This window comes from Allonocardiopsis opalescens, from assembly GCF_003002095.1.
Classification (GTDB): Bacteria; Actinomycetota; Actinomycetes; order Streptosporangiales; family Streptosporangiaceae; genus Allonocardiopsis; species Allonocardiopsis opalescens.
Genome location: NZ_PVZC01000006.1, coordinates 496,656 through 510,634, shown reverse-complemented (window position 1 = coordinate 510,634; position 13,979 = coordinate 496,656). Strand labels below are relative to the sequence as shown.

The window sequence follows — 13,979 nt, the reverse complement described above, 5'->3', positions numbered from 1 at the left end:
GGGCAGACCAATGGACTTCGCATACGACGCCACCACCGAGGACCTGCGCGAGCGGCTGCTCGCCTTCATGGCCGAGCACGTCTACCCGGCCGAGCCCGTCTTCGCCGAACAGGCGGAGCGGGCCGAGCAAGCCGCCGAGGACGAGCGCTGGCGGCGGCCCCCGGTCATCGCCGAGCTGCGGGAGCGGGCGCGCGCCCTGGGCCTGTGGAACCTGTTCCTGCCGGGCGGCCCGCCCGGAGCCGGGCTCACCAACCTCCAGTACGCGCCGCTGGCCGAGATCACCGGCCGCAGCCCCGCACTGGCGCCCGAGGCGCTGAACTGCGCCGCGCCCGACACCGGCAACATGGAGCTGCTGGCGGAGTTCGGCAGCCCCGAGCAGCGCGAGCGCTGGCTCACCCCGCTGCTGGACGGCGCGATCCGCTCCGCCTTCTGCATGACCGAGCCCGACGTCGCCTCCTCCGACGCCACCAACATCCGCACCCGCATCGAGCGCGACGGCGACTCCTACGTCGTCAACGGGCGCAAGTGGTGGTCCACCGGCGCGATGAACCCCGACTGCGAGCTGCTGATCGTGATGGGGGTGACCGACCCGGACGCCGAGCGGCACCGCAGGCAGAGCATGGTCATCGTGCCGCGCGGCACCCCGGGCGTGCAGGTGCGGCGCGGGATGCGCGTCTTCGGCTACACCGACGCCCCGCACGGCGGGCACGCCGAGGTGTCCTTCACCGACGTGCGGGTGCCCGCCGCCGGCCTGATCGGCAAGCCGGGCGACGGCTTCGCCATCGCGCAGGCCCGGCTCGGCCCCGGCCGCATCCACCACTGCATGCGGCTGGTCGGCATGGCCGAGCGCGGCCTGGACCTGATGTGCGAGCGGGTGAGCGGCCGCACCGCCTTCGGCGCGCCACTGGCCGAGCAGGGCGTGATCCAGGAGTGGATCGCCGAGGCGCGGGTCCGGATCGAGATGGCGCGGCTGCTGGTGCTCAAGACCGCCTGGCTGATGGACACCGTCGGCAACAAGGGCGCCCACACCGAGATCCAGGCCATTAAGATCGCCACCCCGGCGATGGCCGAGTGGGTGCTGGACAAGGCGATCCAGGCGTACGGCGCCGCCGGGCTCTCCCAGGACTCCCCGCTGGCCGCGCTCTGGACCTCGGCCCGCACCCTGCGGCTGGCCGACGGCCCCGACGAGGTGCACCGGCGCTCGCTGGCCCGCCGCGAGCTGCGCCGCGCCGGGACGGGGCGGCGGCCGTGACCGGCCACCCGCTGCGCGGCGCCGGAGTGGTCGTCACCGGCGCGGGCCGCGGCATCGGCGCGGCGATGGCCCGCCGCTTCGCGGCCGAGGGCGCCCGGCTGGTCCTGGCCGACCTCGACGCCGGCGCCGTGCGCGCCGTCGCCGCCGAACTGGACGCGGCGGCCGTCCCCGGCGACGCGGCGAGTGCCGAGGGGGTGGAGCGCCTGGTGGCCGAGGCCCGCGCCGTCCTCGGCGAGATCGACCTGTACGCCGCCAACGCCGGCGTCGCCGTCCCCGGCTCCGAGCAGTCGGCGGAGGAGGACTGGGCGCACGCCTGGGACGTGAACGTGATGGGCCACGTGCGCGCGGCCCGGCTGCTGATGGGGCCGTGGCTGAAGCGCGGCGCCGGCCACCTGGTCATCACCGCCTCGGCCGCCGGGCTGCTCACCATGGTCGGCGCCGCCCCCTACGCCGTCACCAAGCACGCCGCCGTCGCCTTCGCGGAGTGGCTGGCCGCCACCTACGCGCACCGCGGCATCACCGTGCAGGCGCTCTGCCCGCTCGGCGTGCGCACCCGGATGCTGCACGGCACCGGCGAGGGCGGGCGCTTCGTGCTGGAGCGCGACGCGATCACCCCCGAACAGGTGGCCGACACGGTCGCCGACGCGGTGGCCGACCGCCGCTTCCTGATCCTGCCGCACCCCGAGGTGGCGCGGATGTACGCGGGCCGGGCCGCCGACACCGACGCCTGGCTGGCCGCGATGAACCGGATCCAAGGCAAGACCGAACGACTCGGCGGCCAAGCGCCCGCCGGGCCCCAGAAAGGATGACCGTACGTGGACTTCGGCCTCACCGACGAGCAGCGCGCCATCCGCGACACCGCCCGGGCCTTCATCGCCCGCGAGGTGATCCCGCTGGAGGCCGAACTGCTGCGCCGCCAGCGCGACTCGGGCACCGGGATCACCCGTGACGAACTCCGGGAGCTGCAGCTCAAGGCGAAGGAGTTCGGCTTCTGGGGCCCGGGCACCCCCGAAAGCCACGGCGGGATGGGCCTGGACGCGGTGACCCAGGCGCTGCTGGCCACCGAGAACGGCCGCACGCTGGTGCCGTTCCAGTTCGGCGGCGAGACCGACAACATCCTCTTCTACGCCGACGACGAGCAGCGCAAGCGCTACCTGGAGCCCGCCATCGCCGGGGAGCTGCGGTCCTGCTTCGCCATCACCGAGCCCGACGCCGGCTCCGACGCCACCAACATCTCCACCACCGCCCGCCGCGACGGCGACGACTGGGTGCTGCGCGGGGAGAAGACCTTCATCACCGGCGGCGAGGACGCCGACCTGTTCATCGTCATCGCCGTCACCGACGCCGAGAAGCGGCACCGGGGCGGCTTCACCGCCTTCCTGGTGGAGCGCGGCATGGGCGTCACCACCTCGCCCATCCCCACCATGGGCCAGGCCAGGCCCGCCTCGGTGCACCTGGACGACGTGCGGGTGCCGGCCGGCAACGTCCTCGGCGAGATCGGCGACGGCTTCCGGCTGGCCATGGAGTGGATCGGCCGCGGCCGCTACCTGCTGCCCGCCCGCGCCGTCGGCTCGGCCGAGCGGCTGCTGCAGATGGCCCTCGACTACGCCAAGGTGCGCACCACCTTCGGCAGGCCCATCGCCGAGCACCAGGCCATCCAGTGGATGATCGCGGACTCCGCCACCGAACTGGAGGCGGTCAGGTACCTGACCCTGCTGGCCGCCTGGCAGGTCGACCAGGGCGCCGACCCGATCACCTCCTCGTCCATGGCCAAGCTCGGCGCCGGCACCTGGGCCAACCAGATCGTGGACCGGGTGCTGCAGATCCACGGCGGCATGGGCTACACCCAGGAGCTCCCGGTGCAGCTGTGGGCGCGCGACCTGCGGCTGCTCCGCATCTACGAGGGCAGCGACGAGATCCAGCGCCGGACCATCGCCCGCCAGCTGCTCAACGGCCGGTACCGCATCGGCGGCCACCTGGCCTGACCCGCCCCGACGCCCTCGCGTCCCCCGGCGCGCCCCCACGCCCGCGAGAGGAGACCCCCATGCTGAATCTGTCGGTGGTGCTGGAGGACAGCGCACGCACCGCCCCCGGCCGCACCGCGATCGTCTGCGGCGACGCCCGGCTGAGCTATGCCGAGGTGGAGGCGGCCGCCCGCAGGATGGCCGGGCTGCTGCGGGCGCGCGGCCTGGTGCCCGGCGACAAGGTCGCGCTGGTCTGCCCGAACCTGCCGCTCTTCCCGATCGCCTACTTCGGCATCCTCAAGGCCGGCTGCGTGGTGGTCCCGCTCAACCCGCTGCTCAAGCGGGACGAGCTGGCCTACCACCTGGCCGACAGCGACGCCCGGATGCTCTGCTGCTTTGGCGGCGCCCCCGGGGTCGAGACCGGCGCCGAGGGCCGGGCCGCCTTCGACGCCACCCCCGGCTGCACCGAGTTCCTGGTGATCACGCCCCGCCCCGATGACCCCTCGCCGGTGCCCGGCACCGAGACGCTATGGGCGGCGCTGGCCGGTGCCGACCCGGCCGACACCGCCCCGACCCGCGCCGACGACACCGCCGTCATCCTCTACACCAGCGGCACCACCGGCCGTCCCAAGGGCGCGGAGCTGACGCACGCCAACATGGTGCAGAACTCCCAGCTGGGCGCGCGGATGTTCACCCTGCACGACGACGACGTGCACCTGGTGGCGCTGCCGCTGTTCCACGTGTTCGCCGAGTCCACCCATCTGACCTCCGGCTTCGGCAGGCAGGCGACGCTCGTGCTGCTGCCCAGGTTCGACGCCGGGCAGATGATGGGCGCCATCCGCGCCGAGCGCGCCACCGTGATCGCCGGGGTGCCCACGATGTTCTGGGCGATGCTCAACCACCCCGACGCCGCGCTCGGGCTGGGCGACAGCGTGCGGGTGGCCATCTCGGGCGGCTCGGGCATCCCCGCCGAGCTGCACGCCGCCTTCCGCGAGCGCTTCGGCATCCACCTGCACGAGGGCTACGGGATGTCGGAGACCAGCCCCACCACCATTTCCAACTCCGAGAAGATCCCGTACCGGCCCGGCTCCATCGGCAAGCCGGTGTGGGGCATCGAGGCCAGGCTGATCGACCCGGACTGGAACGAGATCACCGGGGAAGGGCCCGGCGAGCTGGCGGTGCGCGGCCACGCCGTGATGAAGGGCTACTACAAGCGGCCCGAGGCGACCGCCGAGGTGATGCGGGACGGCTGGCTGCGCACCGGCGACATCGCCAGGCGCGACGCCGACGGCTACTACTACATCGTCGATCGCGCCAAGGAGATGATCATCCGCAACGGCCTCAACGTGTACCCGCGCGAGGTCGAGGAGGTGCTGATGACCCACCCCGGCATCAGCCTGGTGGCCGTGGTCGGCGTCCCCGACGAGCGGCACGGCGAGGAGATCAAGGCCATCGCGGTGCGCGCCCCGGGCGCGGAGCTGACCGAGCAGGAGCTGGTCGACTGGGCGGCGGCGCGGATGGCCGCGTACAAGTACCCGCGCACGGTGGAGTTCCGCGACACGCTCCCGCTCACCGCGACCGGCAAGATCCTCAAGCGCGAGCTGCGGTGAGGCGTCCGGGCGCGGCGGCGCCCCGGACGGCGGCGGCGCGGGCCCCCGCCGTCCGGACCGCCGGGCGCGGCTCAGCCGAGCTCGACCACGATCTTGCCGCGGGTGTGCCCCTCGGCGCTGAGCGCCTGGGCGTCCGCGGTGCGCTCCAGCGGGAAGGTCGCGGCCACCTCGACGGTGAGCTTCCCCTCGTCGACCAGCGCGCCCAGCGCGGTCAGGTCCGCGGTGTCGGGCCGGACGAACACGTAGCGGCCGCCCATCCCGTTGACGCCGGGGTCGGCGATGGACACCAGCCGCCCGCTCGCCGCCAGCAGCCCGGCGGAGTCCTCCAGGGTCTCGCCGCCGACGGAGTCCAGTACGGCGTCCACGCCGCCGGGCGCCAGCTCGCGCACCCGCTCGGCCAGGCCCTCGCCGTAGGCGACCGGCTCGGCGCCCAGGCCGCGCAGGAAGTCGTGGTTGGCCGGGCCGGCCGTGCCGATCACCCGGGCGCCGCGGGCGCGGGCGATCTGCACCGCCAGCGAGCCCACCCCGCCGGCCGCCGCGTGCACCAGCAGGGTCTCGCCCTCGGCCAGGCCGAGGCCGCGGCCGAGCGCCTGGTAGGCGGTGAGCCCGGCCAGCGGGAGGCCCGCCGCCTGCGCCCACGAGCAGCCGGCCGGCTTGCGGGCCAGCGTGCGCACCGGGGCGGCGACCAGCTCGGCGTGGGTGCCGCGCTGCACGTGGTCCTCGCGGACGTAGCCGATCACCTCGTCGCCGGGCGCGTACTCGGTGACGTCCGGGCCGACCCGCTCCACCACCCCGGCCAGGTCCCAGCCGGGTACCACGGGGAAGTGGGTCTCGATCAGGGTGTCCAGGTAGCCGCTGCGCAGCTTCCAGTCGACCGGGTTCACCCCGGCCGCCCGGGTGCGCACCAGCACGGAATCCGGTCCGAGCTTGGGTTCGGCCAGCTCGGCCGGCTCCAGTACCTCGGGGCCTCCGTAGCGGTAGTAGACGACGGCACGCATCGGGGGCGTCACGCTCCTCGGTGTCACTCCTCGCGGACCGGCGGTCGCCGGTCCCATCCGACGCTATCCCCGCGCCCGCCCGGCCGCGCGCAGGCACGGGCGCGCGCCGCCCGGGCGGCCGCGGACTCCGATTGAGAAGAGGTCGAGCCATGGAACGGTACGGACTGACCATCCCGCTGGACGGGATGCAGCTGCACGAGCAGCGCTCGGTGCTGGAGCGGCTGCCCGACCTGGGGTACACCGACGTGTGGTCGGCCGAGGCCGGCGGCGCCGACGCCTTCACCCCGCTCGCGCTGGCCGCCGCGTGGGCGCCCGCGCTGCGGCTCGGCACGGCCATCGTGCCGGTGTTCACCCGGGGCGCGGCCACCATCGCCCAGTCGGCCGCCGCGCTGGCCTCGGCGGCGCCCGGCCGCTTCGTCCTGGGCGTGGGGACCTCCTCCGACGTCATCGTGGAGCGCTGGAACGGGATGGAGTTCACCCGGCCCTACCAGCGCGTCCGGGACACCGTGCGCTTCCTGCGCGCGGCGCTGGCGGGCGAGCGGGTCGGCCGCGCGTACGAGACCTTCGCCGTCGACGGCTTCCGCCTGGGCCTGGTGCCGCCGGAGCCGCCGCCGATCGTGGTGGCGGCGCTGCGCGCCGGGATGCTCGGGCTGGCCGGGCGGGAGGGCGACGGCGCCGTGCTGAACTGGCTGGCCGCCGAGGACGTGCCCGGCCTCGCCGCCCGGGTGCACGCGGGCGGGCCCGGCAAGGAGGTGGTGGCGCGGATCTTCGTCGCCCCCACCGCGGACGCCGGGCTGGCCCGCGCCGTCGGCCGCCGCGTCATCGCGAGCTACCTCAACGTGCCGGTGTACCGGGCCTTCCACGAGTGGCTGGGCCGCGGCGAGGCGCTGGCGCCGATGTGGCGGGCCTGGGAGGCGGGCGACCGCAAGGGCGCCGCGGCGGCCGTGCCGGACGAGGTGGTGGACGCCCTCGTGGTGCACGGCGCCCCGGCCCGCTGCCGCGAGCACGTGCGCCGCTACACCGAGGCCGGCGTCACCACCCCGGTGCTCGCCCTGCTGCCGGTGGGCGGCGACCCCGTCGCCGCGATCAGCGGGCTCGCCCCGTCGGCCGGCTGACCGGACCGCGCCGCCGGGCGGCCGGGGCTAGCGCAGTTTCGCGATCACCTTGTCGGTGATCTCCTCCGGCCCGGGGCCGACGTCGACCGTGACGCCGTCCTCGTCCGCGCCGAGCGGTTCGAGGTCGCGCAGCTGGGAGTCGAGCAGCCCGGCCGGCATGAAGTGGCCCTTGCGGGCGGTGATGCGCTGCCGGATCAGTTCGGGGCTGCCGCCCAGGTGCACGAAGCGGACGCCGGGGGCGCCGCGGCGCAGGATGTCGCGGTAGCGGCGCTTGAGCGCCGAGCAGGCCAGCACCGTGCTGACGCCCTCGGCGTCGCGGCGGCCGGTCCACTCGGCCAGCGCCTCCAGCCAGGGCAGCCGGTCGGCGTCGCCGAGGGGTGTGCCGTGCTCCATCTTGGCGATGTTGGCGGGCGGGTGGAACTCGTCGGCCTCGGCGTAGCGGTAGCCGAGCCGTTCGGCCAGCAGCTCGCCGACGGTGGTCTTGCCCGCGCCGGACACGCCCATCACGATGAGGTGGACGGGCCGCGGCCGCTCCGAGGGGCCGGCTTCCGGGGGCCGGTGCCTGCTGGGCATGGGGGCGCACCTCCTGGTGGTCCCGGTCGGGGGTGCCCGGGACTCCATCATTAGTATTACCATTCGATGCGGTACCCGCGACAGCCTCGCAGCTGAGGCGGTGCCCGCGCCATCGCACCGGGTGCCGTGAGTGAGGGGACCGCATGGCCGCAGCCGAGGAGACCGCCGACGCGCCGCCCGGTGCGGCGCGGGGCCCGCACCGCACCCTGCACAACCGGGTGCTGGCCGAGCTGGGGCCGTCCATCGCGGCGGGCGAGTACGCGCCCGGCCACGCCTTCACCCTCGACGGCCTGGAGCGGCGCTTCCAGGTGTCGCGGACGGTGGTCCGCGAGGCGGTGCGGGTGCTGGAGTCGATGCGGCTGGTGGTCAGCCGCCCGCGCACCGGGGTGACGGTGCGGCCCGTCGCGGCCTGGAACGTGTTCGACCCCCAGCTCATCCGCTGGCGGCTGGCCGGGGCGGGCCGCCCGGCCCAGCTGCGCTCGCTCACCGAGCTGCGCGCCGCCGTGGAGCCGCCCGCCGCCGCGGCCGCCGCCCGCCGCGCCTCGCCCGCCGCCCGCGAGCGACTGCTGGCGCTGGGCGAGCTGATGACCGCCTCCGGCCACGCGGGCGACCTGGACACCTTCCTCGGCCACGACATCGAGTTCCACGCCATCCTGCTGCGCGAGTCGGGCAACGAGATGTTCGCCGGGCTGTCCGGGCTGGTCGCCGAGGTGCTGACCGGGCGCACCGCCTACCACCTGATGCCCGAGCACCCCCGCGCCGAGGCGCTGCGGCTGCACGCCCTGGTCGCGTCGGCGGTGCACTCGGGGCTGCCGGGCGTGGCGGAGGCGGCGATGCGCGAGATCGTCGCCGAGGTGGGCGTGCAGATCGAGCGGATCGCCCCCGGCGAGCCGGGGCCCTTCGACCGCCGGCCGGGCTGAGCGCCGCCGCGGCGCCGGGCGCGGAGGCCGGCTGGGCGGGGGATCGGGCGGCGGGGTACCGTCGCGTCGTGGATGACGCGACCGCAGCAGCCGCCTACGCGCACTGGCGCGACGTACCCACCCGCTGGTCGGACAACGACGTCTACGGCCATGTCAACAACGCCGTCTACTACGCCTACATGGACTCCGTGATCAACGACTGGCTGATCGCGCGCGGGGGTCTGGACATCCACGCCGGCGCCGCCATCGGCCTGTGCGTGGAGTCGCACTGCGCCTACCACGCGCCCGCCGCCTACCCCGAGACGCTGCGGGTGGGGCTGCGCGTGGGGCACCTGGGCCGCTCCAGCGTCCGCTACGAGCTGGCGCTGCGCCGCGACGGCACACCGCTCGCCGACGGCTGGTTCGTGCACGTGTTCGTCGACCGCGCCACCCGGCGCCCGGTGCCGGTCACCGGGCCGCTGCGCGGCGCCCTCGAGGAGCTGGTGGTCCGATGATCCGCGGTGTGCGCGCGAGCGTGCTCGACACCATGGGGCTGCCCGCCCCCTACGCGGACTCCCGCCCACTGCGCACGGCCGAACTCGACCTGGACCCGCCCGGCCCCGGCGAGCTGCTGGTCCGGGTGGGCGCGGCCGGGCTGTGCCACTCCGACCTCTCGGTGATCGAGGGCCGCCGGCCGCGGCCGGTGCCGATGGTGCTGGGCCACGAGGCGGCCGGCGAGGTGGTCGAGACCGGGCCCGGCGCCGAGCGCGAGTTCGCCGCCGGCGACCGCGTCGTGCTGTCCTTCGTGCCCGCCTGCGGCGGCTGCCCGCCCTGCCTGGCGGGGCGGCCCGCGCTGTGCGAGCCGGGGGCGCGCGCCAACGGCGCCGGGGCCCTGCTGGGCGGCGGGCGGCGCTGGCGGGGTGCGGACGGGGAGCGGCCCGCGCACCACCTCGGCGTGTCGGCCTTCGCCGAGCACATCGTGGTCTCGGCGCGCTCGGCGGTGAAGGTCGACGCCGACCTCCCATTCGACGTCGCCGCCCTGTTCGGCTGTGCCGTGCTCACCGGGGCGGGCGCCGTGCTGCACAGCGCGCGGGTGGAGCCGGGGGAGAGGGTGGCGGTCTTCGGGCTCGGCGGGGTCGGGCTGGCCGCGCTGATGGCGGCGCGGGCGGCCGGCGCGGCCGTCCTGGTCGCCGTCGACCTGGTCGACGCCAAGCGCGCCACCGCGCTGCGCCTGGGCGCCACCCACGAGGTGCCCGGCGGCGAGGACGCGGTGGCGGCGGTGCGCGAGCTGACCTCCGGCGGCGCGGACAAGGTGATCGACACCACCGGCAGCGAGCACGTGCTCGCGCAGGCCTACCAGGCGACCCGGCCGGGCGGCACCACGGTGACCGTCGGGCTGCCGCCGGCCGACCGGATGCTGAGCATCCCGGCGCTGGGCCTGGTGGCCGAGGAGCGCACCCTGCGCGGCAGCTACCTGGGCTCCTGCGTGCCGCGCCGCGATGTGCCGCGCTTCGTCGCCATGTACCGGGCGGGCCTGCTGCCGGTGCCGGAGCTGATCTCCGGCCGGATCGGGCTGGACGAGCTCAACACCGGCTTCGACCGGCTGGCCGGCGGCGCGGCCGTGCGCCAGGTCGTGGTGCTCTGACGCGCACGCGCCGGCCCGGCCTCCCTGACCGGACCGGCGCGGAGCGCGGCGCTACAGCAGCAGGCTGAGCACGAAGGCGATGGCGAAGCCGATCGTGCCGAGCAGGGTCTCCATCACGGTCCAGGTCTTCAGGGTGGTGGCGGTGTCCATGCCGAGGAAGCGGCCGACCAGCCAGAAGCCCGAGTCGTTGACGTGCGAGAGCACCGTGGCGCCGCAGGCGATGGCGATCACGATCAGCGCCAGGTCGAAGCCGGTCAGCCCGCCGGTGGCCTCCACGGTGGGCGCGATCAGGCCGGCCGTAGTGGTCAGCGCCACCGTGGCCGAGCCCTGCGCCACCCGCAGGCAGGTGGCGATCACGAAGGCCGCCACGATGACCGGCAGGCCGGTCGCCTCCAGGCTGGACGCCAGGGCGGCGCCGATCCCGCTGGCCCGCAGCACACCGCCGAACATGCCGCCCGCCCCGGTGATCAGGATGATCGCGCACACGGGCGGGAGCGCGCTGTTGAGGATCTCCTCCAGCTGGGCCAGGCTGCGCCGGCCGGTGCCGAGCAGCACCAGGCTGACCAGCGTGGTGATCAGCAGCGCGACCGGCGTCTCGCCCACGGCCCGCAGCGCCTGCACCCAGAACCGCTCGCCGTCGACCACCCCGGCGACCGACAGCGCGTTCAGGCCGGTGTTGAGGAAGATCAGCAGCATCGGCAGCAGCAGGATGAACAGCACGGTGCCGAACGAGGGCAGCCGGCGCGCGCCCTCGGCCTCGCCGTCCCCGGTGTCGGAGCCGGCCGAGGCGCTGACCGGCGGCACCGGCAGCACGAACCGCCTGCCGGTGGCGAGGCCGAACAGGTAGGAGCCCAGGTACCAGGTGGGGATCGCGATCAGCGTGCCGACGATGACGACCAGGCCGATGTCGGCCTGCAGCAGTTCGGCCGCGCCGACCGGGCCCGGGTGGGGCGGGACGAAGGCGTGCATCACCGCGAAGGCGCCCGCCGCGGGCAGCGCGTAGGTCAGCACGGAGCCGCCGAAGCGCCTGGCGACGCTGAAGATGATCGGCAGCATCACCACCAGGCCGGCGTCGAAGAAGATCGGGAAGCCGAACAGCAGCGAGGCGATGCCGAGCGCCAGCGGGGCGCGGCGCTCGCCGAAGCGGTTGATCAGCGTATTGGCCAGCACCTCGGCGCCGCCGGTGACCTCCAGCAGCCGGCCGATCATCGCGCCGAGCCCGACGAGCAGGGCGACGCTGGCCAGTGTTCCGCCGAAGCCGTCGAGCAGGGTGGGCACGATCTCGGCGGGCGGGATCAGGGTGGCGATCGCGGTCAGCAGGCTGACCAGCACCAGTGCGACGAAGGCGTGCAGGCGCAGCCGGATGATCAGGAACAGCAGCAGGACGATGGCACCGGCCGCGATGGCCAGCAGCGGAACGGTGCCCAGAGCGGGCTCGACGGTCTCTTCCACGCGGACTCCTCGGACGGAGGGAGGAGGCCGTGCCAACGGGGTGTGGGGGACGGCGACGGCCTGGCTCCGATTGGCGTCTGCCCACTCTGCACAAATGGTGATACCAAAACAAGAGGGCGGTGCCCGATTGTTGCCGTGCGGTTACGCGCGGCCGCGTAGGACGCGGGACGCACGGCGGCGGGTCGTCGTGCGCCCGGCGCATGCTTATACTCGGCGGCAGGTCATGAGTGCCAGCGCCAAGCCCCGGCTCGCTGGCCGGCAACCCTCCGTCCGCGGCGGGGTGCCCCGGGTGAGGACCAGGTCGAGACGCCGCCGCCGAGGCGGGCGTCAGGCAAGCGCGGACTCCCGGCGGCGCGGTGCTCCCGGAGTCCCCGACTCCGTGGAGGTGCCCCCATGTCCGTCACCCTCGAATCGCGCCCCGCTCCGGCCTTCCGGCCGCCCGCCGTGGTCGGCGCGGGACTGCGGGTGCCGCTGGCCACCGGCGGCGAGGCCGAGTACGCCAATCTGGACTACGCCGCCAGCGCCCCCTGTCTGGCCGAGGTGAAGGCCGCCGTCGACGACGCCCTGACCACCTACGCCAGCGTGCACCGGGGCGCCGGGTACGCCTCGCGGATCAGCACCGGGCGCTACGAGGCGGCCAGGGCCGCGCTGGCCGGCTTCGTCGGCGCCCGCGCCGACGACCAGGTCGTGTTCGTCCGCAACACCACCGACGCGCTCAACCTGCTGGCGCACGCCCTGCCCGCGGGCTGCACCGTGGTGGTCTTCGAGACCGAGCACCACGCCGCGCTGCTGCCCTGGGAGGGCACGGCCGCCGCGGTGCGGCGGCTGCCCGCCCCGGCCGGCCCCGGCGAGGCGGTGCGCGCCGCCAGGGCCGCGCTGCGCACGGCCGCCCCCGGCCCCCGGCTGCTGTGCGTCACCGGCGCCTCCAATGTCACCGGCGAGCTGTGGCCGGTCGCCGAGCTGGCCGCCGCCGCGCGTGCCGAGGGGGCGCGCACCGTGCTCGACGCCGCGCAGCTCGCGCCGCACCGCCCCGTCGACATCCAGGCGCTGGGCGTCGACTACGTCGCTCTGTCCGGGCACAAGCTGTACGCGCCCTTCGGCGCGGGCGTGCTGGCGGGCCGGGCCGACTGGCTGCGCGCCGCACCGCCGTACCTGCGCGGCGGCGGGGCCACCCGCTCCGTCGGGGCGCGCACCGAGTGGCACGAGGGCCCCGAGCGGCACGAGGCCGGCAGCCCCAACGTCATCGGCGCGCACGCCCTCGCCGCCGCCTGCGCCGCCCTGGTGCGCACCGGCCGCGAGCGGATCGCCGCCCGTGAGCGCGAGCTGCTCGACCGGCTGCGGCGCGGCCTGGCCGCGGTGCCCGGGGTAACGGAACTGAGCCTGTGGGCGCCTGAGCGCGACCGGGTCGGCATCGCCGCCTTCAGCGTCGACGGCCTGCCCGCCGACCTGCTCGCCGCCGCCCTCTCGGCCGAGCACGGCATCGGCGTGCGCGACGGCCTGTTCTGCGCCCACCCGCTCACCCGCCGCCTGCTGCCGCCCGGCGCCGCCACCGCCGTGCGCGCCAGCATCGGCCTGGGCACCACCGCCGAGCACGTCGACCGCCTGGTGGCCGCCGTCCGCACCCTGGCCGCCGACGGCCCCGCCTGGACCTACGCGCCCGACGACAGCGGCCGTCCGGCCCCGGTGGGCCGCTAGGCCGCGCCGCCGCGCGCTGGTAGGACGCGTCCGGAAGCCACGAGGTGGCCGGCTGGTGGCCATGGGTCGAATGCGGTTTTTCGTAAATATGTCGATCCGGCCCAAATGAACTGATCGAAATCCCGGAATTGATCATTCTTCGCAGACCCGGGGGGCGGCGTCCGGGGTTCCGGCACCATAGTGGGCAAGAGAAGTCAAGGGCTGTATTCCGAGAATGATTGCCCTAATGTCTACTTGGGCGGTCGGGCATGATTGCCGGCGCGTCCGTGATCATATTGGTTGATCATTTTCTGGCGTGTTATCGCGCTTTTCTTGATGCTGTGGGGGCCCGTGAAGTCGCCTCGGTCTCGAGGCGGCCGGACCCCTTGCCCACGGAGGGAGCTGCTCGTATGTGGCGCAGGTTGAGTGTGGTCGTCGGAGTCGTGGCGCTGGGCTTCGCCGGGCTGGTCGGCCCCGCGTCCGCCGACTTCTGGGTCTATGAACACGACGACCAGGGCGGCAGGAGCGAAAACTTCACCGGCGACGATTCGAACCTGTTCAACAACGTCTGGAACGACTCCGGAGGCAACGTTAACGACAACATCAGCTCGATGAGGAACAACGAGAACCGCGGGGTCACGATGTACGAGCACGCCAACTATGCAGGCGATGACTACTACGCGCGGCCCAACTCCGAAGACGATGACCTGACCAACAATGGTTTCGACAACATCGCCAGTTCCATCGATTTCTCATAGCGGATTGAACGGGCGGCGCCGAACTCGTCGGCGTCGCCC

At 74.7% G+C, this 13,979-nt stretch carries 13 protein-coding genes and 1 riboswitch; of the genes, 10 read left to right on the top strand and 3 right to left on the bottom strand.

The window, feature by feature from the left end; all coding sequences use genetic code 11:
* Positions 1-10 precede the first annotated feature (10 nt).
* From CLV72_RS21790 to CLV72_RS21775, 4 genes are read left to right on the top strand one after another with little or no spacing between them, the layout of a single operon-like run.
* Positions 11-1,252 carry an acyl-CoA dehydrogenase family protein gene (locus CLV72_RS21790; RefSeq protein WP_106249486.1) on the top strand — a complete coding sequence of 414 codons (1,242 nt, stop codon included), beginning with the start codon at positions 11-13 and terminating at the stop codon, positions 1,250-1,252.
* Complete coding sequence (locus CLV72_RS21785; protein ID WP_106249483.1) at positions 1,249-2,061, top strand: SDR family oxidoreductase; 813 nt, start codon at positions 1,249-1,251, stop codon at positions 2,059-2,061. Before CLV72_RS21790 ends, CLV72_RS21785 begins: the two co-directional genes overlap by 4 nt.
* A 6-nt stretch (positions 2,062-2,067) precedes the next feature.
* Positions 2,068-3,237, top strand: coding sequence for an acyl-CoA dehydrogenase family protein (locus CLV72_RS21780; protein ID WP_106249481.1), 1,170 nt, complete (start codon positions 2,068-2,070; stop codon positions 3,235-3,237).
* Positions 3,238-3,296: 59 nt separating this feature from the next.
* The gene (locus CLV72_RS21775) at positions 3,297-4,826 is read left to right on the top strand and encodes a long-chain-fatty-acid--CoA ligase (protein ID WP_106249479.1); all 1,530 of its coding nucleotides are present in this window, start codon (positions 3,297-3,299) and stop codon (positions 4,824-4,826) included.
* Positions 4,827-4,897: 71 nt separating this feature from the next.
* Here CLV72_RS21775 and CLV72_RS21770 read toward each other — a convergent pair whose 3' ends face one another.
* A complete protein-coding gene (locus CLV72_RS21770) occupies positions 4,898-5,836 on the bottom strand; it encodes an NADP-dependent oxidoreductase (protein ID WP_245930355.1) in 939 nt (312 codons plus the stop codon).
* A 137-nt stretch (positions 5,837-5,973) separates the two neighbouring features.
* Between CLV72_RS21770 and CLV72_RS21765 the strand changes: the two genes are divergently transcribed.
* On the top strand, positions 5,974-6,939 hold the full coding sequence (locus CLV72_RS21765) for an LLM class F420-dependent oxidoreductase (RefSeq protein ID WP_106249474.1): 966 nt from the start codon (positions 5,974-5,976) through the stop codon (positions 6,937-6,939).
* A 27-nt stretch (positions 6,940-6,966) separates the two neighbouring features.
* On the opposite strand, the gene CLV72_RS21760 is transcribed toward CLV72_RS21765, so the two are convergent.
* Positions 6,967-7,512: a gluconokinase gene (locus CLV72_RS21760; RefSeq protein WP_106249435.1), complete on the bottom strand. Its 546-nt coding sequence runs from the start codon at positions 7,510-7,512 to the stop codon at positions 6,967-6,969.
* 143 nt (positions 7,513-7,655) lie between these two features.
* Here CLV72_RS21760 and CLV72_RS21755 point away from each other — a divergent pair, with 143 nt between their 5' ends.
* The 3 genes from CLV72_RS21755 to CLV72_RS21745 all read left to right on the top strand — a co-directional run bounded on the left by CLV72_RS21755 (position 7,656) and on the right by CLV72_RS21745 (position 10,056).
* On the top strand, positions 7,656-8,432 hold the full coding sequence (locus tag CLV72_RS21755; protein ID WP_106249432.1) for a FadR/GntR family transcriptional regulator: 777 nt from the start codon (positions 7,656-7,658) through the stop codon (positions 8,430-8,432).
* A 68-nt stretch (positions 8,433-8,500) separates the two neighbouring features.
* On the top strand, positions 8,501-8,926 hold the full coding sequence (locus tag CLV72_RS21750; RefSeq protein ID WP_106249429.1) for an acyl-CoA thioesterase: 426 nt from the start codon (positions 8,501-8,503) through the stop codon (positions 8,924-8,926).
* The gene (locus CLV72_RS21745) at positions 8,923-10,056 is read left to right on the top strand and encodes a zinc-binding dehydrogenase (RefSeq protein ID WP_106249427.1); all 1,134 of its coding nucleotides are present in this window, start codon (positions 8,923-8,925) and stop codon (positions 10,054-10,056) included. Before CLV72_RS21750 ends, CLV72_RS21745 begins: the two co-directional genes overlap by 4 nt.
* 51 nt (positions 10,057-10,107) lie before the next feature.
* Here the strand turns inward: CLV72_RS21745 and CLV72_RS21740 are convergent, their stop codons facing one another.
* On the bottom strand, positions 10,108-11,508 hold the full coding sequence (locus CLV72_RS21740) for a GntP family permease (protein WP_106249425.1): 1,401 nt from the start codon (positions 11,506-11,508) through the stop codon (positions 10,108-10,110).
* 219 nt (positions 11,509-11,727) lie between these two features.
* A riboswitch (SAM riboswitch) is annotated at positions 11,728-11,852 on the top strand.
* A 49-nt stretch (positions 11,853-11,901) separates the two neighbouring features.
* Between CLV72_RS21740 and CLV72_RS21735 the strand changes: the two genes are divergently transcribed.
* Positions 11,902-13,203, top strand: coding sequence for an aminotransferase class V-fold PLP-dependent enzyme (locus CLV72_RS21735; RefSeq protein ID WP_106249422.1), 1,302 nt, complete (start codon positions 11,902-11,904; stop codon positions 13,201-13,203).
* 389 nt (positions 13,204-13,592) lie between these two features.
* On the top strand, positions 13,593-13,940 hold the full coding sequence (locus CLV72_RS21730; RefSeq protein WP_106249420.1) for a peptidase inhibitor family I36 protein: 348 nt from the start codon (positions 13,593-13,595) through the stop codon (positions 13,938-13,940).
* Positions 13,941-13,979 lie beyond the last annotated feature (39 nt).